This is a genomic window from Mucilaginibacter hurinus, from assembly GCF_003324525.1.
Lineage (GTDB): Bacteria > Bacteroidota > Bacteroidia > Sphingobacteriales > Sphingobacteriaceae > Mucilaginibacter > Mucilaginibacter hurinus.
The window spans coordinates 252362-275992 of the sequence record NZ_QGDC01000006.1 but is presented as its reverse complement, the minus strand read 5'-3'; the positions used below and the strand labels follow the sequence as shown (position 1 = coordinate 275992).

The window sequence follows — 23631 nt, the reverse complement described above, 5'->3', positions numbered from 1 at the left end:
TTCAATTAGTTTTGTTATCTTATTCTATAATATCTACTCGGTTTTAGCTTTGCAGCCACGCCGGTTCAGGTCGTTTTAATCCTTTTTTAATAATCGGTAATTATAAACTTTTTAGCGCAAATTTTATCAATTGCTCAACCGATAATTCACCATTATTTTTAGTTAATTCCTGCTCAAGCACCTTCTCTGCCACATTACGGGCAAAGCCCAGCATTACAAGGGCAGATAGCGCCTCGTCCTTAACAGTTTTGTCTGCCGTTACCCTCATGAGGGTGTCTGGACCTTCCTTGCGCAGTTTATCCTGCAATTCAAGTATAATGCGCTGCGCAGATTTTGGGCCGATGCCCTTGATACGCTGTATTAGCGATACATTACCGTTAACTATAGCTGTCTGTATTTCGGCCGGTGTGATGGATGACAGCATCATACGGGCAGTATTCGGACCTATGCCCGAAATGGATATCAGGTGTAAAAACAAACGGCGCTCGCCTTCATCGGCAAAACCATAAAGCGTGTGTGCATCCTCTTTCACGTGCAGCCACGTATGCAGTTTGCAATGCTCACCTTCGCCCAAAGCCGAAAAAGTGTTTAACGAAATGTTTATGTGATAGCCCACACCGCCCGCATCGATCACCACGTATGCAGGGTTTTTAAATACTAATTTTCCGTTGATGTAGGCGTACATTATTTGCGTTTAGTATTGTTTTTACTGCCGGCCTTCGCTTTCTCCTGCGCATCTACCACAGCAATGGTTATCATATTTACAATTTCGCGTACCGAACTGCCTAATTGCAGCACGTGCACGGGTTTTTTCATACCTAATAAAATCGGGCCTACGGCTTCGGCCCCGCCAATTTCCTGCAGTAATTTATAGGCAATGTTGCCCGACTCCAGATTAGGAAATATCAGTGTATTGGCCGGTTTACCGTTTAACGTTGAAAATGGAAAATTCTCTTTAAGCAGATTAGCATTTAACGCAAAGTTTGCCTGCATGTCGCCATCTACAACCATGCCCGGGTATTGCTCATGTAATACTTTAACAGTTTCGCGGGTTTTATCCGGTATATCGCCATCGTTTGAGCCAAAGTTTGAATAAGATAAAACGGCCATTCGCGGAGCAACGCCAAGCTGCTTTACCGAGCGTTCCATTAGCACCGTAATATCCACCAGCTCCTGCACAGTAGGATCAACGTTAACAGTGGTATCCCCAAAAAATACAGGACCTTTTTGCGTTATCATCATATACATACCTGCCACGCGGCTAACACCCGGTTCTGTACCGATGATTTGCAGCGCAGGCTTAATAGTAGTAACATAATTTTTGGTAAGCCCGGATATTAAGGCATCTGCCTCGCCAAATTGCACCATGCAAGCCCCGTAATAATTACGATCAGTGAGCAGTTTTCGGGTTTCAAGAAGGGTAAGGCCCCGGCGCTGGCGTTTTTTATACAAGTATTGCGCGTATTCCTCGCACTTCTCTCCGCCATCCTTCGGGTCAATAATCTGTACATCATCAAGATCCAGGTCGTTCTCACGCAAAATCTCTTTTATTTTTTGACTATTTCCTAATAAGATAGGCGTAGCTATGCCTTCATCTTTCACAATCTGGGCAGCCCGTAATATCTTGTAAGTATCAGCCTCGGCAAATACAACCCGTTTTGGGCTTTGTTTAGCCTTACCGGTCAGGTTACGCAGTAATTTATCATTTCCGCCCAGTCTCGTTCTTAATTCTTCGTAATAAGCGTCCCAGTCAGTAATAACTTTACGCGCTACACCTGAGTCAATAGCGGCTTTGGCTACCGCAGCGGAAACCTCGGTTATCAGCCTTTGGTCCATAGGCTTCGGTATAATGTAATCCCTGCCAAATTTAAGGTTGGTAATATTGTAAGCCATGTTCACTTCTTCAGGAACAGGCTTTTTAGCCATTTCTGCAATTGCATACACAGCCGCTATCTTCATTTCTTCGTTTATGGCGGTGGCGCGCACGTCAAGCGCACCCCTGAAAATATAAGGGAAACCAAGTACGTTGTTAACCTGGTTAGGATAATCAGACCGTCCGGTAGCCATTACTATATCCTTGCGGGCATTGATGGCCAGGTCATAGCTGATCTCGGGCTCGGGATTAGCCATAGCAAAAACAATAGGATTTTTTGCCATTGTTTTCAGCATTTCAGGCGTAACTACGTTACCGGCCGAAAGGCCTATAAAAACATCCGCGCCCTTTAACGCGTCAGCCAATATTTTTATGTCTTTACGCTGGGTTGCAAATTGCAACCTGATGTCATCAAGGTCTGTACGGTCGGGCGTTAGCAGGCCATTAATGTCAAACATTACCAAATTTTCCTGCTTTACGCCTAACGAAAGGTACATTTTAGAGCATGACACAGCTGCGGCACCGGCGCCGTTTACAACCATTTTTATTTTGTCTAATTTCTTTCCCTGGATTTCGCAGGCATTAATAAGCGCAGCACCTGAAATGATAGCCGTGCCATGCTGATCATCATGCATAACGGGAATTTTCATCTCGGCTTTAAGCCTGCGTTCAATCTCAAAGCATGTGGGTGCCGATATGTCTTCAAGATTTACGCCGCCAAACGTGGGTTCAAGCGCTTTAACAATGTTAACAAACTCATCAACATCGGTAGTATTTAGCTCAAGGTCAAATACATCAATATCAGCGTAAATTTTAAACAACAGGCCTTTGCCTTCCATTACAGGCTTACTGGCTTCTGCGCCTATATTGCCCAAACCCAGCACCGCTGTACCATTACTGATAACTGCTACCAGGTTTCCTTTAGCGGTGTATTTGTAAACATCGTCAACATTATCTGCTATACGTAAGCAAGGTTGCGCTACACCCGGCGAGTAAGCCATGGTTAAATCGCGCTGCGAATTGGTAGGTTTGGTAGGCACCACCTGTATCTTACCGGGGCGCCCTTTGGCGTGGTAGTTCAGGGCGTCCTGGTTGCGGTTTGGTTTATTCATCTTCTCAAAAATTCAAGTCAGTCGCTCAAAATTACAATTCTATTTGAAGATGCCGTTATATTATAACATTTTAAACCCCGCCTATTTTCAATGTCATGCCCAGCTTTAAAGGACCCTTTTTTAAACCATTTAACTCCTTTATACTCTCCACTGAGGCGCCTTCAAATTTGGCTGCTATCTGGCTGAGCGTGTCGCCGCGCTTTACTTTGTAGGTAATAAACTCTTTTGATTTAACCTGCTCATCCTCGGCAGGGGCTGTTACACGCAGTATCCGGCCAACTACAACTTTGTTAATCCGCAACCGGTTCCATACTTTAAGGTCCTGTACTTCCACACCATAGGTATCGGCAATATCACCTAACGTTTCGCCTCTCCTTACACGGTGCGTAGTAGCTTTTTTAGGTTTAGCCGCCGTGTTGTCGCTAAAAGCTGTAAGCTGTACTTTCCGCTCAGTGGCATTAAAGCCCGAACCATTAAGCGCATCATACAAAGCAACATAATTTTCTTTGGCAGTTTGCGGTATAACAAGCCTTTTAGGCTCTTTTGGCGTACCGTTAACAATTTGCCTTTTGTAGGCCGGGTTTAGCAATGCCAGCTCGCTATTTTCAATATCCAGCACTTTTGCCACAGCCTGCAGCGTAACAAATTTATTTACCAGTACAGTGTCCGTTTTTATTGAAAAGTTACACGCCTGCGGTACTATATTATGATGTTTATGATAGTTCATCACATAAGTCATGGCAATAAAAGCGGGCACATACCCGCGGGTTTCGGCGGGCAGGTACGCACGTATAGCCCAAAAATCGTTTACTCCGGCTTTTTCAATGGCCCGGGTAACTGCGCCCTTACCGCAATTGTATGAAGCAATGGCCAGCAGCCAGTCGCCAAATTCCTGGTAGGCATCCCTTAAATACGCCGCCGCCGCATAGCTCGACTCAATAGGATCCCGCCGCTCATCAACGTAATTATCAACGGTTAAGCCGTATAATTTCCCTGTAGCATACATAAACTGCCACGGGCCGGTTGCGCCAACACGTGAAACAGCATTTGGATTTAGTTCAGATTCTACAATAGATAAATACTTGATTTCTTCAGGAATACCGGCATCACGAAAAGCTTTCTCATAAATAGGAAAGTAATATTTTGCCTTACCCAACAGTGCGCCTATCCCATCCCTGCGGCGTGCGTAAGCGTCGATATAGCTTTGCACATATTCATTATAATCAAGCTGAATATCTTTTTGTACCGAGTCCAGGCGGCGTTTAAATATGCTGTACTCATGCGTTGCCGGCGGAACAACCTGCGCCGCTAAAGGCACAAACACCGAGTCGGTACGGAGCTGATCGCCAAGGCGACCATTTTGCGATAAACTGTAACGATTGGTATCTGCCGGGCTGGCAAATGTGAATTGCAGGGATGCCAGGCAAATAAAAAAAGTAAATAATCTCTTCATTCCTTAGGGATTTATACGAAAGAATTAACCAAGTTGGTTCGTATTTTACTAAAGTATTAAAAATTTATAGTTTCAGGAAATATTCAGAAAAATTCAACAGTTCCTGTTCTGAAAAATGTTTTGATAACAATTGTAAACCTAACGGTAAACCTTTACTATTATTGCCTACCGGTAAAGAAATTGCCGGCACGCCTGCAAGCGAGGCCTGCACGGTAAATATATCTGCAAGATATGACCGTACAGGATCAGTTTCGCCTTTTCCTATTTCATAAGCCGGTTCCGGCGCAGTAGGCAACAGCAAAAAATCGTACTCGTTCAGTATTGTTTTGGTACGCTCCTGTATCAGCCGGCGCACCTTTTGCGCTTTGGCATAATAGGCATCGTAGTACCCCGAACTTAATACAAAAGTACCGAGCATTATACGTCTCTTTACTTCTTTGCCGAAGCCTTCGGAACGTGATTTTTTGTAAGTAGATGTGAGATCTGTTGCTTCCGCGCTTCTGTACCCGTAATGAACACCATCATACCGCGCCAGGTTTGAGGAAGCTTCGGCAGTTGCAAGTATATAATAAGCGGGTACCAGGTAATCCAGGTACTCTGAGGTTACCGGTTCAACCGTGTGGCCGTCCCTGCGCAATTTTTCGATATAATCAATCAACGATGTTTTAACTTCGGCATCAACCCCGGGGCTCGAAATTGATTCCTGCAAGTAAGCTATCCGCTTTTTTGAGTTGTCGGCCAGTACAGGTTTCATATTTACCGGCTCACCGGAGAGAGTACTGTCATAATCATCGGTGCCAGCCATAATACCATATAGTAATGCGGCATCTTCTACCGAGCGTGTAATAGGACCTACCTGGTCAAACGAAGATGCGTAGGCAATTATACCGTGCCGTGATATACGGCCGTATGTGGGCTTAAACCCGATTACACCGCAAAACGATGCTGGCTGCCGTACAGAGCCGCCCGTATCAGTGCCAATTGCAGCATGGCACATGCCTGCCTGCACAGCTACCGCCGATCCGCCTGATGAACCGCCGGAAACCCTTGTATTATCTGCGTAATTTTTTACCGGCCCAAAATAAGAGCTCTCATTGGAGGCGCCCATGGCAAACTCGTCGCAATTGCAGCGGCCTATTATTACAGCATCTTCCGCAAGCAAGCGCTCAACTACGGTTGATGAGTAGATAGAAGTAAAATCAGAAAGTATTTTTGATGAAGCAGAAACCTTATGGCCTTTATAACAAATATTGTCTTTTATGGCAACAACCATACCGGCAAGTTTACCGGCTGTACCCTGTTTAATGCGCGAATCAACCTCAGCAGCACGCATCCTGGCTTCCTCATCAAATACCTCGTTAAAAACGTTAAGATGCCCGTTAGCCTTTATTTGATGAAGATACCCCGCAACCAATTTTTCAACTGTTTCGGCTCCGCTATCTAACTTACTCTTGATTTCAGTTAAAGAGGAATAAAATTTAGCCATGCGGCTAAAATAAAAAAACTTATCCGTTGACGAATAAAAAATCGTCAACCGACAAGTTTTACACAATGTTACCGCTTGTAGCGGCCAAGCTAATTATTATGAATTAGCCTTTGTTTTATCGTCAGTATGTACCGTGGTAACGTTGTCTGGCGACTCGTTACTGGCATCTTTAAATTCCTTAACGCCCTTGCCTAATCCTCTCATTAATTCAGGGATTTTTTTACCGCCGAATAATAATAAAATTGCAAGAATGATCAGAATAATTTCTGGTGCGCCTAATCCCATGATCGTAGTTTTTTATGTTCTATTTAATAATGTACTCAATTATCCTTTATACTCAACAGTATTGGCAGGTTTTGTAAAATCAGGCTTATTCGCCTCCTGCTGTTCGGTGTCATTGCTAACAGCAACGTCAGTACTATCTACGTGGTTGCTGGCATTTAAGTTTTCAGTAATATCGGGGTGCTCATTTCGCTCTTCGTCATTTTCGTCCGGAGCTTTGGCTGTGTGATCTTCGGCTGTAAGGGCCGGAGTATTCTTTCTCTCCCGCTTTTCGTCGAAACTGTTTATCTGGTTGTTTATCTCGCGCTTAACATCTTCTGACGCGTTTTTAAAATCGCGGATTCCGCGGCCGACAGTGCGTGCTATGCCTGGTAGCTTATCGCCACCAAATAACAACAGTGCAACAAACAATATCAGCATTAATTCGCCCGTGCCGATATTCATGAATAAATAAACAGTACCCGCCATTACCTTATATTAACGTACAAATATACGTATTACTATATTATATAGTTTTTTTTATCAATCAGGAGCAAGCCATATTTTGGGGTTTACAGGATTTTGCCCTTTATAAAGATCAAAATGCACCGAAGTTTCTCCGGTTGCGCTATCTGTTGCTACCGTACCTAAGGTTTGCTTGATGCCTACCTTTTGCCCCTTTGAAACACTTACCGAACGCAAATTGGAGTACGCGGTAAAGTACTCGCCATGCCTGATAATTACAAGATATGTACCGCTTACATTAGCTACATTACTAACTTCACCACTAAACACTGCCCGCACGGTTGCTCCTGCACCGGTAGCTATATCAACGCCGGTGCTTTCCGTTTTAATCCCATCGATATAATAAGTGCCGAAGCCCTGCGTGATGTGCCCCTGCGCTACCGGCCAGGGCAAACTACCGCGATTACCCAAAAAGTCGTTTGAAAGCCGCGCGGCTTCAGGCGTTGAGTTAAGCACTTCGCTGTTCGTTTTTGCCGCCGTGGTTTTCACCGGTGTTTTTGGCCCCGTGGATGGCGCAGGCTTGTCCGATTTTTCGGCCGCCGCTGCCGCTGCTGCCCTTGCTTTTTCGGCCGCAGCCAGCCTTGCCCTCTCCTCTGCCTCAGCCTTTCGCCTTGCCTCGGCTATTTCCCTCCGAATGGCTGATGATATTTCGCGATTGGTTTTAGCTATCTTTTTTTGCAGATCACGCTGCTGACGTTTCAAATACCCTTGCTGCTTTGATAATTTTACAACAACCTGTGCCTGGTTATCCTTTTCTTTACCCAGCGATTCCCGCTCTTTCTTTTCATCTGATAAAAGCGTACTCTTTTCGCGTTTGGTACGATCAAGTTGTACTATCTTGATATTCAGGTCTTTTTGCGTGCCCTGTATGTATTCCGCCTGCCGCTGCCGGTAAGTTGCAAATTGCTGCAAATACTTTAAACGTTTATAGGCCTGGTTAAAATCTTTTGATGCAAATACAAACATAAGCTTGTTATAAGCACTTTTGTTATGATAGGCGAACAGCACCATGCCTGCATATTCTTTACGTAACTTGTCAAGCTGTTCCTGCAAATTATTTACAGAATTTGTATTCTCAGATATCTGGCTATCCAGGTTCCTGATTTCAGAGTTTATGGTGTTTATCTTCTCTTCGCGCAGGTTTATTTTTGCTTTAAGAATGTTAAGTTGTCTTATTGTGACCTTTTTACTGCTGGCTGTTTTCTGGTACTCACGGTTCAGCTGTTCCAGTTCATCGCTAAGTTTATCGCGCCTCCTTTTCAATTCGGCACTGCTTTGAGCAAATCCTTCAGCAGCGGCAAATACACTTATACATAGCAGAAATAGCTTTAAAAATCTCATCAAATCAATTTATAATTAATCAGCCGCCGGCGAATAACTATCAGGTATGCTGAAAGGATAATCCAGTTGACGGTCAAACTCTACTTTATTGTACCGCAAATTAACCTGTATTTTTTGGCTTTTCACAACCGAAGCGATATCTATTTCAGAGGGGACTGCCCTGCCCTCAACTAATATAAAGGTTTTGTTAGTTACCTGGAGCGACTGCCGCGCCTGTGCATTGGCTAAACTGGTTTGGGTTACCCGTAAATCCGGCCCTACAATAAGTTTATATAGCAATTTATCCAATTTACCCGATAAGTTCATATTGGGATTAATAGCCTGGAACTCCGTACTGTCATTCAATAACTTAGGAATAGCGTTGCCTACCAATAGTGCCTGTAACGTACCGTAATCTATCTCGCGGCCGGTAAATTTATGTACAAAGCTAAACGGTTTGCGGGTGTAAATCCCCTGCAATTTATTGATCACCATAATACTATCCGGCGTAATAACCGCGCGCGCTATCTCAATTCCTAAAAGTGCGGTTACAGAAACCCAAATTTTTTTATCGCGGCTGATGCGGATGTTCATGGTGCAATCATTCTTATCACCGTTGATGTCCAGGTCGGTTTTAGCCCTGGCTGAAAATGTATTGAACGAAACCTGCTTAGCTCTTATAGCGGCCAACTTTGCCGCTGCTTCTGTAGCCGGCTTCACACCTGCAGGCACATTACGATTTACCAGTTGCTTTTTTGATTTACAACCTGCCATTATGGCTAAACAGAAAATTGCAACCAGTATTTTATTCAAAATATTTCTTTTCATTTATTTTACGTTCTAAAACAGGCGAATCGCTGCCATTTTGTTTGGCTTTTTTCCAGTTTTGCAAGGCCGCCTCTGTATCACCTAAATAAAACATAATATCGCCATAATGTTCTATTTGCACCGCACTATTTGTCTTGTCGTGCAAAATAGCTTTCTCTATCCAGCTACGCGCTTCAGCATACTTCTTTTGCTTAAACAATATCCAGGCATAAGTATCCTCAAATGATGCGGTGTTTGGCTGTAACTCGTTTGACTTTTTTGACATTACAGCAGCCTGTTCCAATCGTTCACCTCTTAACGATAAATAGTACGCATAATTGTTTAAAGTGTACGCACTATTGGGGTTATTGGCCAAAGCTTTATCATACGCAGTGTCTGAGGCCTTGTCGTCATTAAGGGAATGATACGCATCGCCCAGGGCTGAATACACGTATGACAGCAAATTTTTATCCTCCCCTTCAAGCGATACAGCATTATTTAAATAGCCGATAGCACGCTTGTATTCTTTTCGTTGCAGATAAGCCGCTCCCACCAGGTAATTAAGCCATGCCTGGTTAGGGAAATATGTTAAAGCCTCTTCACCATCTTTAATAGCTTCATCGGTATTGCCTTCTGATAAATGCAGCCTTACTAACTGCTCAAAAGCCGAATAATTATCCTTAGCCAGCGCTATGGCTTTTTTAAAGGCAGGCTTTGCTTCGGAATACTTCTCGTTCTGCACCAGCATATCTCCATATAGAGCCTGGGCCTTTGAATCATCCGGATGTGTTTTTGAAAGTATTGCGCTCAATTCGAGCGCGCTGGCTTTGGCTGCCGGATCAGAAAACTTGGGCAAATACCCCAATATTATTCTTATCTTTTGATTAACGTCAATTTCGGGGCTGGCAAAAGCAAAGCGCAACTCCTTAAAGCTGTTATCTGCATTCTTTTGTTCGCGATAGATATCTGCAAGCGCCAGGTGCAGCAGGCCATTATCGGGGTTAAGTTTGCCGGCGGTTTCCAAGACAGCTAAGGCATCAACGCTAAGACCATTTGAATTGTACAGCTCTGCCAGCAGCAAATAATAACGCAGCTCCGCCGGGTTCGAAGCAATCATTTCGCGCAGATCGGCGGCGGCTTTATTTAATTTTCCCTGCTTTAAGTAAATCTTTTGCCGGCCTGCCAGCAACTCATCTGTAAAACCGGCAATAAGCTGTAACTGGCTATAAGCTTTCAACGCATCATCATAGCGCCCTTCCAAGAATAATGCATTCGCTTTGTCCAGGTAATATTCCTGCCTTTGCGGGTTAAGCCTTAGCAGTTCATTATAAACATTTTCTAATGGCGCAATACTGTTGATTTTCTGATATGTGTCTGCAAGTGCAGCCCAGTACCATTCATTATCCGGATTTATGGTTACTGCTTTTTCAAGCAGCGGCCGGGCGTCATTTTCTTTATTCTGATTCTTTTTTAATACTGCCAGCTCAAACATAGCGGCATGATTGGCGGGATCTATCTGCAATACCCTGTTAAATAACTCAGCAGCAAGGGTAAAATTTTCAATAGTTTTTTCGCGCAGGCCCGAGAAATAAAGCTGACGCGTCAGTATACTATCCATTGGTGTAAGCGGCTTTTCAACCACCATGATCACACCGCCGGTTTTTGCCGCTTTTTTATTTTGGGCAAATAACGCAGTCGGCAATACCAATAATAATATGACTAACCTGAACAACATGTATTTTTTATCCTCTTCCGGTATGGCCATAGCCCCCGGTACCCCTTGAAGTTTCACTGAGCACTTCTACTTCCTGCCATTGTGCGGTTTCGTGACGAGCTATTATCATCTGGGCTATCCTTTCGCCGTTATTTACAACAAAATCCTCGTCAGACAGATTAACCAGCAGTACTTTTATTTCACCCCGGTAATCCGCGTCAATAGTACCCGGCGAGTTAACTATACCTATACCATGTTTTAACGCCAGTCCGCTACGTGGCCGTATCTGCGCCTCAAAATTTTCGGGTAATTCAATATATAATCCTGTTGATATCAATTTACGCTGAAGCGGTTTCAGGGTAATTGGTGCATCAATGTATGCCCGCAGATCCATCCCTGCCGCGTGCAGAGTTTCATAAGACGGGAGCACATTATTTGACTTATTGATAACTTTAATGATCATCTTTTAAATATGCTTAATAATTCTTTACGCTCAAAATAAAATGCAGCGGCTACATAAGCCAATAACAATCCGTTGCCTATATATATATTGCGTTTAAATAGTATAAAAGAGATATATACCACTACTACTGAGGTAAATATATAGATGAGATTTTTACGGAGGTTATAAGGTATAGCATAATTCTTCTGCCCCCATATGTATGACAGCACAGCCATAATAGTATATGCTGTTAAAGATATCCACGCTGATGCCACATAACTGTATTTGGGGATGAATATTAAGTTAAGAATTACGGTTGCTAATGCCCCAATACCTGAAATGTAAAGGCCATAGCGGGTTTGGTCTGACAGTTTGTACCATACCGACAGGTTGATATAAATACCCAGATTAAGGTAACCAAACAACAATACCGGTACAATACCTAAACCCGACCAATATTGCTGTTTCTCGAAGTTATTTTTTCCGTTGATGAAAAATTTCAAAATTTCGATATTGGCCACCAGCCCGATGAATATAATACACATACTGATCACAAAAATATTCATGATACGTGCATAGGTGTGGCCTGAGTTTTTATTGGCTGCGTGGCTAAAAAAGAAGGGCTCGGCACCTAAGCGAAATGCCTGGATAAAAATGTTAAGGAAAATAGCCAGGCGAGCATTGGCAGAGTAAATACCCACTTCGCGACCGCTTACGTCGTCAGGCAACAATTTACCCAATAAGAGCTTATCAAGGTTCTCATTAATAATGAATGATATGTTGCCTACCAATATAGGCCAGCTGTACTGCAGCATCTCTTTCATTAATGGCCAGTTGAATTTAAATTTTAGCTTTAAAACTTCCGGCAACAAAACGAGCAGTGTTAACAAACTGGCAACTAAATTTGAAATGAATACATAACCAAGCCACACTCCGTTATACCAGCTTTTTAACCATGCAGCACCCGGCATATCATTCTTAACAATAAGCGGGAACAAGTATAAGAAGGTTAAATTAAGCCCGATAAAAACAATGATATTCAGAAATTTTATAAGCCCGTATCTGCCGGGACGCCCCTCGCCACGTATACGTGCAAACGGCACCACACACAATGCATCTGTTACTACTATTGCTATAAACAGTTTAACATACAACACAAAATCTTTATGCCAGGTGCTTTTATCAATGCTAATCGCCTCAGCTATCTGACTGATAAGCGGTATACTTATCACCAAAAAAAGCAAACATAAGGTAATGATTGTACCAAATGTGTTGTTATAAACCGTTTCTTTCTGGTCTGGCCTTTTATTTAGATACCTGAAAAAAGTGGTTTCCATCCCAAAAGCCAATACAGGATTAAGCATGGAGGCCCAACTAAACATAGTGCTGAATATACCGTAAACATTAGCGCTAAAAACGCCGGTATATATAGGAGTAAGTATAAAGCTAAGCACGCGCGTGGCCACAGTGCTTAAACCGTAAATAGCGGTTTGTCCTGCAAATTTTTTAGCGGTTGACAATGGGATTTTAATGCAGATTATTGTAAACCGGTTACCACAACAGGTTCTTTTTCATAACCTCAAAATTACGATAGTTTTTTAATTCGCCCTCATTACTTTCAACACCTGTTACGTTGGCATTCTCGGGGCCTTCGGCGCACCAGTCTAAAAACATGTCAAGTTCAGTAGGCTGTGCTTCGGCTTCTATATAAACAGTACCATCCTTCAAATTTTTAACATACCCTTTAACACCGAGCTGGTCGGCTACAGCTTTAGTAGCTGCGCGAAAGAAAACGCCCTGTACTTTACCTGAGACGGTTATGTTGAGATGCTTAATCATTTTTAAGTTTCATAGCCCGATGTGTCGATAACTTTACCATCAATCTAATCTTGTAACAGTGCTTTCAGCGGTTATCCGCAGGTCGTCTAAACCGCTTATTAAGTTAAGCCCAGGATTTTTACCGGGCTCCAGCGTACCTTTTGTATCGCTTATTCCTAAGTATTCAGCGCCATTCTGCGTAGCCCACTTCAGTAGTGTTTCTATACCAATTGATGGAAATTTTTTCTGGAGCACGCGCATCTCACTTAATATACATAACTTATTATTTGATGCCAGGCTATCTGTGCCCAGGGTAATGTTAAAGCCCTGGTCAATAAATAAGTTGATCTTCGGCAGCCGGTTCTCAATAAAAATATTTGCATTAGGGCAAAAACACCAGTGAATCCGTCTGTCAAATCTTTTTATAAAGTAAATGTCCTTTAAGTTAGTGCAGGTGTTATGTACCAGCAGCACTTCCTGGTTATTGGTTAATAAGGGAATAATAGACTGGAGTGAATTGCGCGCCTGTGGTTTAAAATAGTCAATGTTTAAGCCTAAATGTTCATACAGGTCATTGAAACCACCAAGCTTGTAACGGTAAAATTTATTTTCGTCCTCGCACTCCTGGTTATGTATGCTGATCAGATTTTTACCTGTGTCGCTATGCTTTTTTATCAGTTTGAACAATTCTTTTGATACAGTATAAGGCGCGTGTGGGGTAAGGGATACCTGCATGGGCTTAAACTGTTCAACCAACTCTAATGCTGTTTCGAAAACTTCAGTCGCTTTTTCAGGCAAAAAACCCAGTGCTTCAACAAAAGTATGGTAATAGAGTTTACTTTGTTGCTTTACCTTTTTTGTTATAGCCGTATTTATAATATCACCTACTGCCACAATACCGTTATCATACATTTCCTGGTCAGCGTTGGCTGCTGCTTCGGCCATTTCATCGTCAGTAGCCACGCCGGCTTTACGCAGTGTTAACAAATCTTTTATGAAGTTCACTAGCCCACCACCCTGGGCTATCTTGTCTTTGTAAAATGAAAGTTCAAGGTGGCAATGTGTGTTGATAAAGCCGGGGCAAATAATCCCGCTTAATTCTTGTATAGTACCTGGTGCTAGTGTAGAAGGGTCGTCAGTTATTGAAAGTATTTTACCAGTATCATCAATGGTCACAATTCCATTCTTTATCGGATCGGCATAAATTGGAAAAACGTAATCGGCTTTAAAACTTTTCATTGGTATCTTTTAGCATCTTCAAAAACTTTCTTCAAAATACGCCATTTATTTAATACAATTAACCTTTAGTTATTGTTTATTAATCAAAATAAAACAAATGATTTTAAAAAAATATATTTTTTTAAATTAAGTACCTTTGCAATGTGAACAGTACGAAGGGAAAAATTGATATTCGAAGCCTTGACCTGGAAAACTTACAGGAGCATTTTACCCGTATGGGCGAAAAAAGCTTCAGAGCCAAGCAAGTTTATGAATGGCTATGGAAAAAATCATGTTTCTCATTTGATGAAATGAGCAATATTTCAAAAGAACTGCGCACTAAGCTAAATGAGCATTTTATAATAAACAATGTTAAAATAAACACTTCACAACTAAGTGGAGATAAAACTATAAAAAATTCTTTTATTTTACACGATAGTCACCTAATTGAGGGGGTATTAATTCCCACCACCGAAAGAATGACAGCATGTGTATCCTCCCAAGTGGGCTGCAGTCTTACCTGCAAATTTTGCGCTACCGGCTACATGGAACGTAAACGCAACCTTAATCCTGACGAAATTTATGACCAGGTTGTGCTTATTGATAAACAGGCGAAAGAAAATTATGGCTTACCGCTGACTAACATTGTTTACATGGGCATGGGCGAACCTCTGCTGAACTATGCCAATGTGCTTAAATCCATTGAAAAAATCACTTCGGAAGAAGGATTGAATATGGCGGCAAAACGCATTACCGTATCAACTGCCGGTATTGCCAAAATGATTAAAAAACTTGGCGACGACCAGGTAAGGTTTAACCTTGCTTTATCGTTACACGCTGCCAACGATGAGAAGCGAAATACGATAATGCCTATTAATGAGCAAAATTCGTTGAAAGCTTTAGCCGAGGTACTCAAATATTACTATGCCAAAACAAAAAATCCGGTTACGTATGAATACATCATTTTTGATGGTGTAAATGATAACATACAGGATGCGAAAGAGCTGGCTGCCTTTTGCAAGCACCTGCCATGTAAGGTAAATATTATTGAGTATAATCCCATTGCCTTCGCAAGTTATATTAACGCCGGCGAAGACAAGGTGGAAGCTTTTGCAGACTACCTGCGTAAGCAAGGTATTAATACAAACCTGCGTCGCAGCCGTGGTAAAGATATTGACGCCGCCTGCGGTCAGCTTGCCATAAAGGAAAAAGAAAAATCTGCTATAACGGAATAAAGCACTATAGGATGAAACTTGCTAATAGCTACCTGGCAGATTTCGTTTCGCTTATATTTCCCGAACTTTGCGCGGCCTGTAACGGAAGCCTTGTAGCCAATGAAAACGTATTATGTACCGATTGCCGCTACAATTTACCTTACACCAATTTTCATTTACAGCCCAATAATATTGTTGCGCAGCAGTTTTGGGGTAAGCTAAAACTTGAGGGCGCATATGCACTTTACTATTTTACTAAAGGCGGTAAAATACAAAACATGATACACCGCTTTAAGTACGATGGAAGACAACAAATAGGTATGTTGCTTGGAGAGATTGCGGCGGATCAACTGGCAACCAGTAGCATTTTTAACACCGTTGAGGTTATTGTACCCGTTCCGCTGCATAAAAGCAAGTTGCGCAAACGTGGCTTTAATCAAAGCGCCTGTTTTGCCGAAGGGCTATCAAATAAGCTGCAGGCAAAAGTTGAGATTGACGCGCTGGTACGTATTGCCGCTACCGAAACTCAAACCAGGAAGTCGCGGTTTGCCAGATTTGAAAATATGCAGGAAGTTTTTGCAGTAACTGATCCTGAAAAACTAAAAGATAAACACGTGTTACTGGTTGATGATATTGTAACCACCGGCTCCACTTTAGAAGCTTGCGGTGTTGAATTGCTTAAAATACCCGGAGTCAAATTGAGTATCGCAACGATAGCATACGCGGAGTGAGGGGTAATAGGGATTGCTTGGTTAGATATGCTGGATCAGTAGTAACGAATATTTCAAATACAGTTTTGGTTGTTCTTCAGTGTCCTTGGGTTCAAAAGTTACCTCAGCAAAGGCCATCGACTCGTCAATGCCATCTTCAGTGTTGTTAAAATCATCCCGAAAGGATATACGTTATTTGGCGGATAGAAAATTACCCTTATCTAACCCCTAACCTTTATAAGCTATTTCTGATACTTGCTCAACTTTGTGTAAAGCATCTTAGGATCAAAGGGCTTTAGCAAATAATCGTTCATACCTGCCAGGGTTATCTGGTTAATCTCGGTATTTAGCATTGACGCGGTTAGGGCTATGATGGGTAACTCCTGGAAATATGGGTTTTCATTGCCACGAATAATGCGGGTGGCCTCCAGACCGCCCATTTCGGGCATATGTATATCCATCAATACGGCATCATAGCTTTGATTTGCTTCAATCTTCTCCACCGCCTCACGACCGTTTTCGGCAAAATCGGCAGTTGCTCCCCATTTTTTGAGCACTTTGTTAACCAAAAGCCTGTTTATTTGATTATCATCAACTACAAGTACACTAATATTCAGTTCTTCTTCCACTGTGTTGTTGTTGTTTGTTGTGTTACTTTCTGCCTTGTCAAATGTAATGGTAAACCAAAACGTTGAACCCTGCCCTTCCTGGCTGTCTACATTTATCCGCGAATCATGCAGTTCTATCAGGCGTTTACTGATAGGTAAACCTAAGCCTGTACCCCCATATTTGCGTGCTGTATCAGTATCCGCCTGCTTAAAGGACTCAAATACATCGTTGATTTTATCATGCGCAATGCCAATACCAGTATCTGACACTGCAAACCGTATACGTATTTTCTTGGCGCTTTGTTCTACAACCTTTAAATCAATGTTAACGCCGCCCTCATCGGTAAACTTAACAGCGTTACCCGCAAGGTTCAACAATATTTGGCTAAGGCGCGTACGGTCACCTAAAATATATTGAGGGATGCTGTCGTCGATGTTGGTGGTAAGCGATATTTTTTTCTCGTTTGCGCGGTATTGCAGCGATCCTGTAACACTATGTAAAAGTTCGCGCAGGTCAACATCTATTTTTTCGAGCTGAATGTTACCAGTCTCTATCTTGGTAAAGTCAAGCACATCATTAATCAGCATCAACAAGTTCTCTGCCGAAAACTTTAAAACATTCAAATTCTCTTTTTGCCATTCGGCGGGATTGTCATCGAGTAATAGGTGCGACATGCCGATAACCGCGTTTAACGGCGTACGCATTTCATGGCTTAACACAGATATAAACATATCTTTAGCCCGGTTTAGCTGTACTGCCTCTTCCTTCGCTGCAATAAGTTCAAGTTCAACCTTCTTTTTGGCTGTAATATCAATAATTACCTCTATGTATTTATCAATTTTATCCGCCTCATCAACAATCACTGAATTAATTACTGATATCCAGAGCGGCTCCCCGTCTTTACGGTAAATAAGCAGGTCAACCTCAAACGGCTGCTTATTTTTTGAAAGATCGCGTGTGCCTTGTATTGTACCTTCATCTGTGAGTTCGCCTCTTATCACATCGCCCAACCTTTTACCTTGCACATCTTGCAAGGTGTACCCGGTTATCCGCTCAAATCCGCTGTTTACCCACTCAACATTACCGTTAGCATCATTAATTATTACCCCGCCGGTAGTACTGCTGGCCACAAGCGAAAGCATTTTTACCTGCTCCTCTGCCGCCTTGCGGGCGGTAATATCAACCATAACGCCAACCTGCCGCTCAACAATACCGTCATCATTAAATAGCGGACTGTTGGATATCCAAACCCAAACCGGAGCACCGTCTTTACGATATATCTTCATTTCAAGCTCATAAGGCTTGTTTTCGGCTACTGCTTTTACAGCGCTGTTAAATAAGGTAAGATTTGAGTCGTCGCCAAGCAGCATTGTACCAAAAGTATTACCGCGCATTTCTTCGCTGGTATACCCTATAATACTCTCCATAATCTCGTTCATCCAGAGTATAACACCATTGGCATCCCGAATTACTATTCCACCGGGTGATTTGCGGGCAGCGAAAGATAATATCTCAAGATCTTGTTCGGCTTTTTTATGCTCGTCTATATCGATGATAACCCTGATATATTTGTCAACATCTCCGTCTTCATTAAAAACGAGAGAGTTAATTACTTTTACCCAAAGTTCGCTGCCATCTTTTTTGGTAATCAGTAAATCTATTTCATACGATTGCTTTTTGCTCATCAACGCATCAAGCCTTGTTATATCTGCATTAGTTTCAGGATCTTGTAAAATTACGTTACGCAGGCGATCATCCTGAACGTCACTTAGATTGAACCCTGTTATATTCTCAAAAGCAGCGTTTACCCAAACAACCTTATCATATGCATCACTAATAACTACCGCATTACTTACCTTGCTGGCCACCAACGAAAGTTGCTCAAGCTCTTCAAGCACTTTTTTCTGGTAGCTGATATCGCGTCCGCTGGCATACCACTTATTTTGCTTAAACGTAAGCGTCCAGCTTATCCACTTTATTCCACTAGCTTTTGTAAACAACGGGGTTTCAATTTCAAAAGCACGCTGCTGCTTACTTAAACCCTGTTTAAGCAGGTTTAAAGAATGTTCCCGGCTTTCTTCGGGGAAAAAGTCCCATATGGGATGGCCAACCGTTTCGGCAGGTGTATAGCCCAAAATATTTTTAACCGACTGATTAATCAGTTCAATCCTGAATTCTTTATCGGTAATGCAGTGTATTTCGGGGGAAGTGTTGAACAAACTGAAAAAGTCTTCGTGAAATTTGAGACTTTCCTCCAGCTCATTTTTTTGCCTGCGTAAATTAAAATGAGATATTACGCTATCTGCAAGTGTGCGCAAAGCATCGCGCTGCTCAGTAGTAAGCTTCCTTGGAACCTTATCTATCACACATAACGATCCAAGACGATTCCCATCTGCATCAATTAAAGGCGCGCCGGCATAAAACCTTACATGAGGTTCGTTTTTAACAAAATTATTATGTTTGAACACCTCATCTTCGGCAGCGTCAGGTATTTCAAGTACATCATCGCCCAAAATGGTGTAATTACAAAAGGCGTCAGCCCGTGACGTTTCGGAGCCCTCTAAGCCAACGTTTGACTTAAACCACTGCCGCTCTTCGTCTATAAGAGTAATTAAAGCAATGGGCGCCTTACAGATATAGGATGCCAAACGGGTAATATCATCATATTCCTTTTCGGGCAATGTATCTAAAATATTAAAAGACCGAAGTGCCGTTAAGCGTTGGGTTTCTTTATCCTGTAAAGGCGCGTTTTTTGTCACAATACGTTAAACTGAGCTTTTATCCCTGTACAGCGGGAAATTTTCCATGAGCTTGTGTACCTTTTTACGTATTTTTTTCAATGAAGGTTCGTTTTCGGGATCCGCAATCACCGCGTCTATCAGGTCAACAATCTGCTCCATTTGCTTTTCTTTTAAACCGCGGGTAGTTATGGCTGCTGTGCCTACGCGTATACCCGACGTAACAAACGGCGACTTATCATCAAAAGGCACCATATTTTTGTTTACCGTAATATCTGCATTTACTAACGCGTTCTCCGCTGCTTTTCCTGTTATATTTTTATTACGCAAATCAATTAACATCAGGTGATTATCTGTTCCGCCCGATATGATTTCGTAACCGCGGTCAACAAATGCTTTAGCCATCGCCTGCGCATTCTTTTTTACCTGCACAATATACTTCATATAACCTTCTGACAGCGCTTCGCCAAAGGCGATGGCTTTAGCCGCAATAATATGTTCAAGCGGACCGCCCTGGATACCGGGGAATACAGCCATATCTAATACTGAAGACATCATGCGGATTTCGCCTTTCGGTGTTTTGTGACCGAAGGGGTTTTCAAAGTCCTTGCCCAGTAAAATAAGGCCGCCACGCGGGCCACGCAAAGTTTTATGGGTAGTAGTAGTAACAATATGGCAATGCGGCAGCGGATCAGTAAGTAAGCCACGTGCAATTAAACCTGACGGGTGCGAGATATCAGCCAATACTACAGCGCCAATCTTGTCAGCAACTTTACGGATGAACTCGTAATCCCAGTCACGTGAATAGGCTGACGCGCCGCAAATAATCATTTTCGGCTTCTCTTTTAAAGCTACTTTTTCAAGCTGCTTATAATCTATCAAACCGGTTTCTTTAACAACACCGTATGAAAATGACTGATATAATTTTCCTGAAAAGTTAACTGTTGAACCATGAGTAAGATGCCCGCCGTGGGAGAGGTCGAAGCCCAAAATTTTATCACCGGGGTTTAAACATGCCAGCATAACGGCGGCATTAGCCTGCGCACCAGAGTGCGGCTGCACATTTGCCCACTCGGCATTATAAAGTTGTTTGGCGCGTTCAATAGCAATAGTTTCAATTTCATCAACAATCTGGCAGCCGCCGTAGTAACGCTTGCCGGGCAAGCCTTCGGCATATTTGTTGGTAGCCACTGACCCTGCAGCTTCCATTACCTGGCGGCTAACAAAGTTTTCTGAGGCTATCAGTTCAATTCCTTCTTCCTGGCGTTGCTGCTCGTCATCTAACAGCTTAAAAATTAATTTGTCTCTTTTCATGCTATATTTAAAAACGCCCCTAAGTTAATGATTAGATGTGAGATTTGAGATGTGAGATGTGATACAATTAACGTTAATTGAACTAAATCAACAGCTTATGATAGTATAGGCTCGTCCCTGATTTTTCTTATATTCTAAAAAGGTTTAAAAAGCTTCACCCAAGCTCAAACCTTCCGTGGGGATATCCAAAAATTGTTATAACCCAGGCCAACCTGTATGTCTATCAGCTCTTGCTGCAGCATCTCAAGCATAGCTAAAAAGTTATATACAAAGTGCACTTTGTTGTCTGAGTTGCCTGCCATTGTCTTAAAATCCATTTTGCTGTTAATACTTAATAAATGCTCAATGGCCTTTTTCTGATCTTCAATGGTATACGGGTATTGCACTACTGTATGCACAACTTCTTCGGTACGGTTAAACAGGTTACGCATTACCCGTGTATACACGAGCATTAATTTGTACAGGCTAACATCTGATAGTTCTTCGCCGGGTAGGGCTGGTTTTTCCATCACTTCAATATCCTGCCTGATATTGCCGCGTTTTTCCTGTTGTAAACGCTCTTCTTCAAAAGGCCGCAATTGCTCGCATAAATCTTTAAAACGCTTGTATTCTACCAACTTGCGTATCAGCTCCTCCTTTGTATCAACCTCATTACCATCCTCATCGGTTTCAAAACGCGGCAGCAGCATTTTGGCCTTAATGCGCATCAGCGTTGCGGCCACAAAAATAAACTCACTGGCTACCTCCATATTCAGGCTGGCCATGTGATGGATGTAGTTCAAAAAATCGTCGGTAATGCGCGCTATGGGTATGTCGTGTATATTCAGTTCATCCCTCTCTATAAAAAAAAGCAGCAGGTCAAAAGGCCCTTCAAACTGGGGTAGTTTTATCTCGAAATTATCTTCGGTCATAACCTGCTTAAAAGTAAGGTTTACGCTATACAAAAAAAATAATAATCGCGTTATTTAAAACAATTATAACCTGCCGCTTGTCCTTTTTTTTATTAATTTATTCGCTAATTTGCACCTTATAAATATTGTAATTGATGTCGATGCAGGTCCCAGCTGGCGATTTGTTGGAAAAAATAGAATTTCCTTCTGATTTAAAGCAATTTAGTGAAGATGAACTTGAGCTTGTAAGCCAGCAACTGCGCCAGTATATTATTGATGTTGTTTCAGTTAACGGCGGACATTTTGCGGCAAGTTTGGGCGTGGTTGAGCTAACCGTTGCGTTACATTACGTTTTAAATACTCCGTATGACCAGCTTGTTTGGGATGTTGGCCACCAGGCTTATGGCCATAAAATACTTACCGGTCGTCGCGAGAATTTCCATACCAATCGTTTGTACAACGGCATAAGCGGCTTCCCTAAACGCGGAGAAAGCGAATACGATACTTTTGGCGTAGGCCATTCATCTACATCTATATCAGCAGCGCTTGGTATGGCGGTAGCATCGCATTACAAGGGCGAAACAGACAGGCAGCACGTAGCGGTTATAGGTGATGGCGCCATGACTGCCGGCCTTGCATTTGAAGCGCTTAATCATGCAGGTATCGAGAACTCCAACCTGCTGGTGATTTTAAATGATAATAACATGTCTATCGACCCTAATGTGGGTGCGCTAAAGGAATATTTGACTGACATTACTACTTCTAAGCCCTATAACCGTTTCAGGGACGATATTGCTCACGTATTAACCAAGCTATCAGCCGTAGGCCCCGACGCTTTTAAAATAGCTAAGAAAATAGAGAAAAGCATTAAGGGTACCCTGCTTAAACGCAGCAATTTTTTTGAAGCGCTTAAATTCAGGTACTTCGGGCCGATTGACGGGCATGATGTAAAACACCTTACCAAAGTACTGAAGGACCTGCGGAATATACCCGGGCCAAAACTACTGCATTGCGTTACTGTTAAGGGAAAGGGCTACGCCCTGGCAGAAAAAGATCAGACCAAATGGCATGCTCCCGGTTTATTTGATAAAATTACCGGCGAAATAAAAAAGAATAAGGCCGACAAGCCGCAGCCGCCCAAATACCAGGATGTTTTTGGACATACCATTATTGAACTTGCTGAAAAGAACCCTAAAATAATGGGCATTACGCCCGCTATGCCATCGGGATGTTCTCTTAACCTGATGATGAAGGCTATGCCTGCACGAGCATTTGATGTGGGCATTGCAGAACAGCATGCGGTAACTTTTTCGGCAGGAATGGCCACACAAGGCCTAGTACCTTTTTGCAATATATATTCCAGCTTTATGCAACGGGCGTACGACCAGGTGATACACGATGTGGCCATACAAAAACTTAACGTAGTATTTTGTCTGGACCGGGCCGGTGTCGCCGGTGCTGACGGTCCCACCCATCATGGGGCTTATGACCTGGCTTATATGCGCTGTATACCCAACATGACCGTTTCGGCGCCGATGAATGAAGAAGAGTTGCGTAACCTGATGTTTACCGCGCAGCAGGAAAACATGGGGCCCTTTGTTATACGCTACCCGCGTGGCAACGGTGTAATGGTTGATTGGCAGCGACCTATGAAGGCTATAATCGTAGGCAAAGGCCGCATGGTTTGTGATGGCGAAGATGTAGCCATACTTTCTATTGGCGCTATCGGCAATGAAGCCACAAAAGCCATTGCTGCACTAAATACCGAAGGTTACTATCCTGCTCATTACGATATGCGCTTTGTAAAACCGTTGGATGAAGTACTGCTTCATAACGTTTTTCAAAAATTCAATAAAGTAATCACTGTCGAAGACGGCTGCCTTGAAGGCGGAATGGGCAGCGCGATACTGGAATTTATGGCTGACAACGGCTATAACGCTACTGTTAAAAGATTAGGCATACCTGATGCCATTATTGAGCATGGGGAACAGCCTGAACTTTGGGCAGAATGCGGTTACGATGCTGCAGCTATAGCCCAACAGGTTAAGCAATTAGGCTTAAAGAAAAGCGCACACACTATAGCGTCATAATCTGTACTATCAGGTGTAATAAAAAAAGCGATAGAAT

At 42.6% G+C, this 23631-nt stretch carries 19 protein-coding genes; 3 read left to right on the top strand and 16 right to left on the bottom strand.

Going from position 1 to position 23631, the window contains the following annotated elements:
* Positions 1–100 precede the first annotated feature (100 nt).
* From ruvA to DJ568_RS12590, 13 genes are all read right to left on the bottom strand, one after another.
* Positions 101–685, bottom strand: coding sequence for a Holliday junction branch migration protein RuvA (gene ruvA / locus DJ568_RS12650; RefSeq protein ID WP_114005645.1), 585 nt, complete (start codon positions 683–685; stop codon positions 101–103).
* A complete protein-coding gene (locus tag DJ568_RS12645; protein ID WP_114005644.1) occupies positions 685–2985 on the bottom strand; it encodes an NADP-dependent malic enzyme in 2301 nt (766 codons plus the stop codon). The genes ruvA and DJ568_RS12645 overlap by 1 nt, the downstream gene beginning before the upstream one ends.
* Positions 2986–3055: 70 nt before the next feature.
* On the bottom strand, positions 3056–4438 hold the full coding sequence (locus tag DJ568_RS12640) for a LysM peptidoglycan-binding domain-containing protein (RefSeq protein WP_114005643.1): 1383 nt from the start codon (positions 4436–4438) through the stop codon (positions 3056–3058).
* A gap of 64 nt (positions 4439–4502) precedes the next feature.
* The gene (gene gatA, locus DJ568_RS12635; protein ID WP_114005642.1) at positions 4503–5924 is read right to left on the bottom strand and encodes an Asp-tRNA(Asn)/Glu-tRNA(Gln) amidotransferase subunit GatA; all 1422 of its coding nucleotides are present in this window, start codon (positions 5922–5924) and stop codon (positions 4503–4505) included.
* 96 nt (positions 5925–6020) lie between these two features.
* Positions 6021–6209 (bottom strand): twin-arginine translocase TatA/TatE family subunit, encoded by a 189-nt coding sequence (gene tatA / locus DJ568_RS12630; RefSeq protein ID WP_114005641.1) that lies wholly within the window; start codon positions 6207–6209, stop codon positions 6021–6023.
* Positions 6210–6248: 39 nt separating this feature from the next.
* On the bottom strand, positions 6249–6674 hold the full coding sequence (locus DJ568_RS12625; protein WP_114005640.1) for a Sec-independent protein translocase subunit TatA/TatB: 426 nt from the start codon (positions 6672–6674) through the stop codon (positions 6249–6251).
* A 54-nt stretch (positions 6675–6728) separates the two neighbouring features.
* Positions 6729–8051 carry a murein hydrolase activator EnvC family protein gene (locus tag DJ568_RS12620; RefSeq protein ID WP_114005639.1) on the bottom strand — a complete coding sequence of 441 codons (1323 nt, stop codon included), beginning with the start codon at positions 8049–8051 and terminating at the stop codon, positions 6729–6731.
* A gap of 15 nt (positions 8052–8066) precedes the next feature.
* Positions 8067–8858 carry a DUF4292 domain-containing protein gene (locus tag DJ568_RS12615; RefSeq protein ID WP_114005638.1) on the bottom strand — a complete coding sequence of 264 codons (792 nt, stop codon included), beginning with the start codon at positions 8856–8858 and terminating at the stop codon, positions 8067–8069.
* Positions 8836–10629, bottom strand: a complete 1794-nt coding sequence (locus DJ568_RS12610; protein WP_147238755.1) for a tetratricopeptide repeat protein — start codon at positions 10627–10629, stop codon at positions 8836–8838. The genes DJ568_RS12615 and DJ568_RS12610 overlap by 23 nt, the downstream gene beginning before the upstream one ends.
* Positions 10580–11014 carry a dUTP diphosphatase gene (dut, locus tag DJ568_RS12605; RefSeq protein WP_114005636.1) on the bottom strand — a complete coding sequence of 145 codons (435 nt, stop codon included), beginning with the start codon at positions 11012–11014 and terminating at the stop codon, positions 10580–10582. The genes DJ568_RS12610 and dut overlap by 50 nt, the downstream gene beginning before the upstream one ends.
* Positions 11011–12513: an oligosaccharide flippase family protein gene (locus tag DJ568_RS12600; RefSeq protein ID WP_114005635.1), complete on the bottom strand. Its 1503-nt coding sequence runs from the start codon at positions 12511–12513 to the stop codon at positions 11011–11013. The genes dut and DJ568_RS12600 overlap by 4 nt, the downstream gene beginning before the upstream one ends.
* Before the next feature lie 31 nt (positions 12514–12544).
* A complete protein-coding gene (locus tag DJ568_RS12595) occupies positions 12545–12829 on the bottom strand; it encodes an acylphosphatase (RefSeq protein ID WP_114005681.1) in 285 nt (94 codons plus the stop codon).
* Positions 12830–12871: 42 nt separating this feature from the next.
* Positions 12872–14050 (bottom strand): amidohydrolase family protein, encoded by a 1179-nt coding sequence (locus DJ568_RS12590; RefSeq protein ID WP_114005634.1) that lies wholly within the window; start codon positions 14048–14050, stop codon positions 12872–12874.
* Positions 14051–14193: 143 nt separating this feature from the next.
* Here DJ568_RS12590 and rlmN point away from each other — a divergent pair, with 143 nt between their 5' ends.
* Both rlmN and DJ568_RS12580 read left to right on the top strand, forming a co-directional pair.
* Positions 14194–15264, top strand: a complete 1071-nt coding sequence (gene rlmN / locus DJ568_RS12585) for a 23S rRNA (adenine(2503)-C(2))-methyltransferase RlmN (protein WP_114005633.1) — start codon at positions 14194–14196, stop codon at positions 15262–15264.
* Positions 15265–15275: 11 nt separating this feature from the next.
* Entirely contained in the window at positions 15276–15974 is a 699-nt protein-coding gene (locus DJ568_RS12580; RefSeq protein ID WP_114005632.1) for a ComF family protein, read from the top strand.
* 221 nt (positions 15975–16195) lie between these two features.
* Here the strand turns inward: DJ568_RS12580 and DJ568_RS12575 are convergent, their stop codons facing one another.
* The 3 genes from DJ568_RS12575 to DJ568_RS12565 all read right to left on the bottom strand — a co-directional run bounded on the left by DJ568_RS12575 (position 16196) and on the right by DJ568_RS12565 (position 21525).
* A complete protein-coding gene (locus tag DJ568_RS12575; RefSeq protein ID WP_114005631.1) occupies positions 16196–19321 on the bottom strand; it encodes a PAS domain S-box protein in 3126 nt (1041 codons plus the stop codon).
* A gap of 6 nt (positions 19322–19327) precedes the next feature.
* Positions 19328–20614 carry a serine hydroxymethyltransferase gene (locus DJ568_RS12570; protein WP_114005630.1) on the bottom strand — a complete coding sequence of 429 codons (1287 nt, stop codon included), beginning with the start codon at positions 20612–20614 and terminating at the stop codon, positions 19328–19330.
* Positions 20615–20778: 164 nt separating this feature from the next.
* The gene (locus tag DJ568_RS12565) at positions 20779–21525 is read right to left on the bottom strand and encodes a segregation and condensation protein A (RefSeq protein WP_114005629.1); all 747 of its coding nucleotides are present in this window, start codon (positions 21523–21525) and stop codon (positions 20779–20781) included.
* A 140-nt stretch (positions 21526–21665) separates the two neighbouring features.
* Between DJ568_RS12565 and dxs the strand changes: the two genes are divergently transcribed.
* On the top strand, positions 21666–23594 hold the full coding sequence (dxs, locus tag DJ568_RS12560; protein WP_114005628.1) for a 1-deoxy-D-xylulose-5-phosphate synthase: 1929 nt from the start codon (positions 21666–21668) through the stop codon (positions 23592–23594).
* Positions 23595–23631: the final 37 nt, after the last annotated feature.

Excerpts from the sequence above, each read along its gene's own strand:
- ruvA (WP_114005645.1), bottom strand. The coding sequence starts at position 685 with ATGTACGCCTACATCAACGGAAAATTAGTATTTAAAAACCCTGCATAC.
- tatA (WP_114005641.1), bottom strand. The coding sequence starts at position 6,209 with ATGGGATTAGGCGCACCAGAAATTATTCTGATCATTCTTGCAATTTTA.
- gatA (WP_114005642.1), bottom strand. The coding sequence starts at position 5,924 with ATGGCTAAATTTTATTCCTCTTTAACTGAAATCAAGAGTAAGTTAGAT.
- DJ568_RS12625 (WP_114005640.1), bottom strand. The coding sequence starts at position 6,674 with ATGGCGGGTACTGTTTATTTATTCATGAATATCGGCACGGGCGAATTA.
- DJ568_RS12620 (WP_114005639.1), bottom strand. The coding sequence starts at position 8,051 with ATGAGATTTTTAAAGCTATTTCTGCTATGTATAAGTGTATTTGCCGCT.
- DJ568_RS12590 (WP_114005634.1), bottom strand. The coding sequence starts at position 14,050 with ATGAAAAGTTTTAAAGCCGATTACGTTTTTCCAATTTATGCCGATCCG.
- DJ568_RS12640 (WP_114005643.1), bottom strand. The coding sequence starts at position 4,438 with ATGAAGAGATTATTTACTTTTTTTATTTGCCTGGCATCCCTGCAATTC.
- DJ568_RS12565 (WP_114005629.1), bottom strand. The coding sequence starts at position 21,525 with ATGACCGAAGATAATTTCGAGATAAAACTACCCCAGTTTGAAGGGCCT.
- dut (WP_114005636.1), bottom strand. The coding sequence starts at position 11,014 with ATGATCATTAAAGTTATCAATAAGTCAAATAATGTGCTCCCGTCTTAT.
- DJ568_RS12645 (WP_114005644.1), bottom strand. The coding sequence starts at position 2,985 with ATGAATAAACCAAACCGCAACCAGGACGCCCTGAACTACCACGCCAAA.
- DJ568_RS12570 (WP_114005630.1), bottom strand. The coding sequence starts at position 20,614 with ATGAAAAGAGACAAATTAATTTTTAAGCTGTTAGATGACGAGCAGCAA.
- DJ568_RS12615 (WP_114005638.1), bottom strand. The coding sequence starts at position 8,858 with ATGAAAAGAAATATTTTGAATAAAATACTGGTTGCAATTTTCTGTTTA.
- dxs (WP_114005628.1), top strand. The coding sequence starts at position 21,666 with ATGCAGGTCCCAGCTGGCGATTTGTTGGAAAAAATAGAATTTCCTTCT.
- DJ568_RS12580 (WP_114005632.1), top strand. The coding sequence starts at position 15,276 with ATGAAACTTGCTAATAGCTACCTGGCAGATTTCGTTTCGCTTATATTT.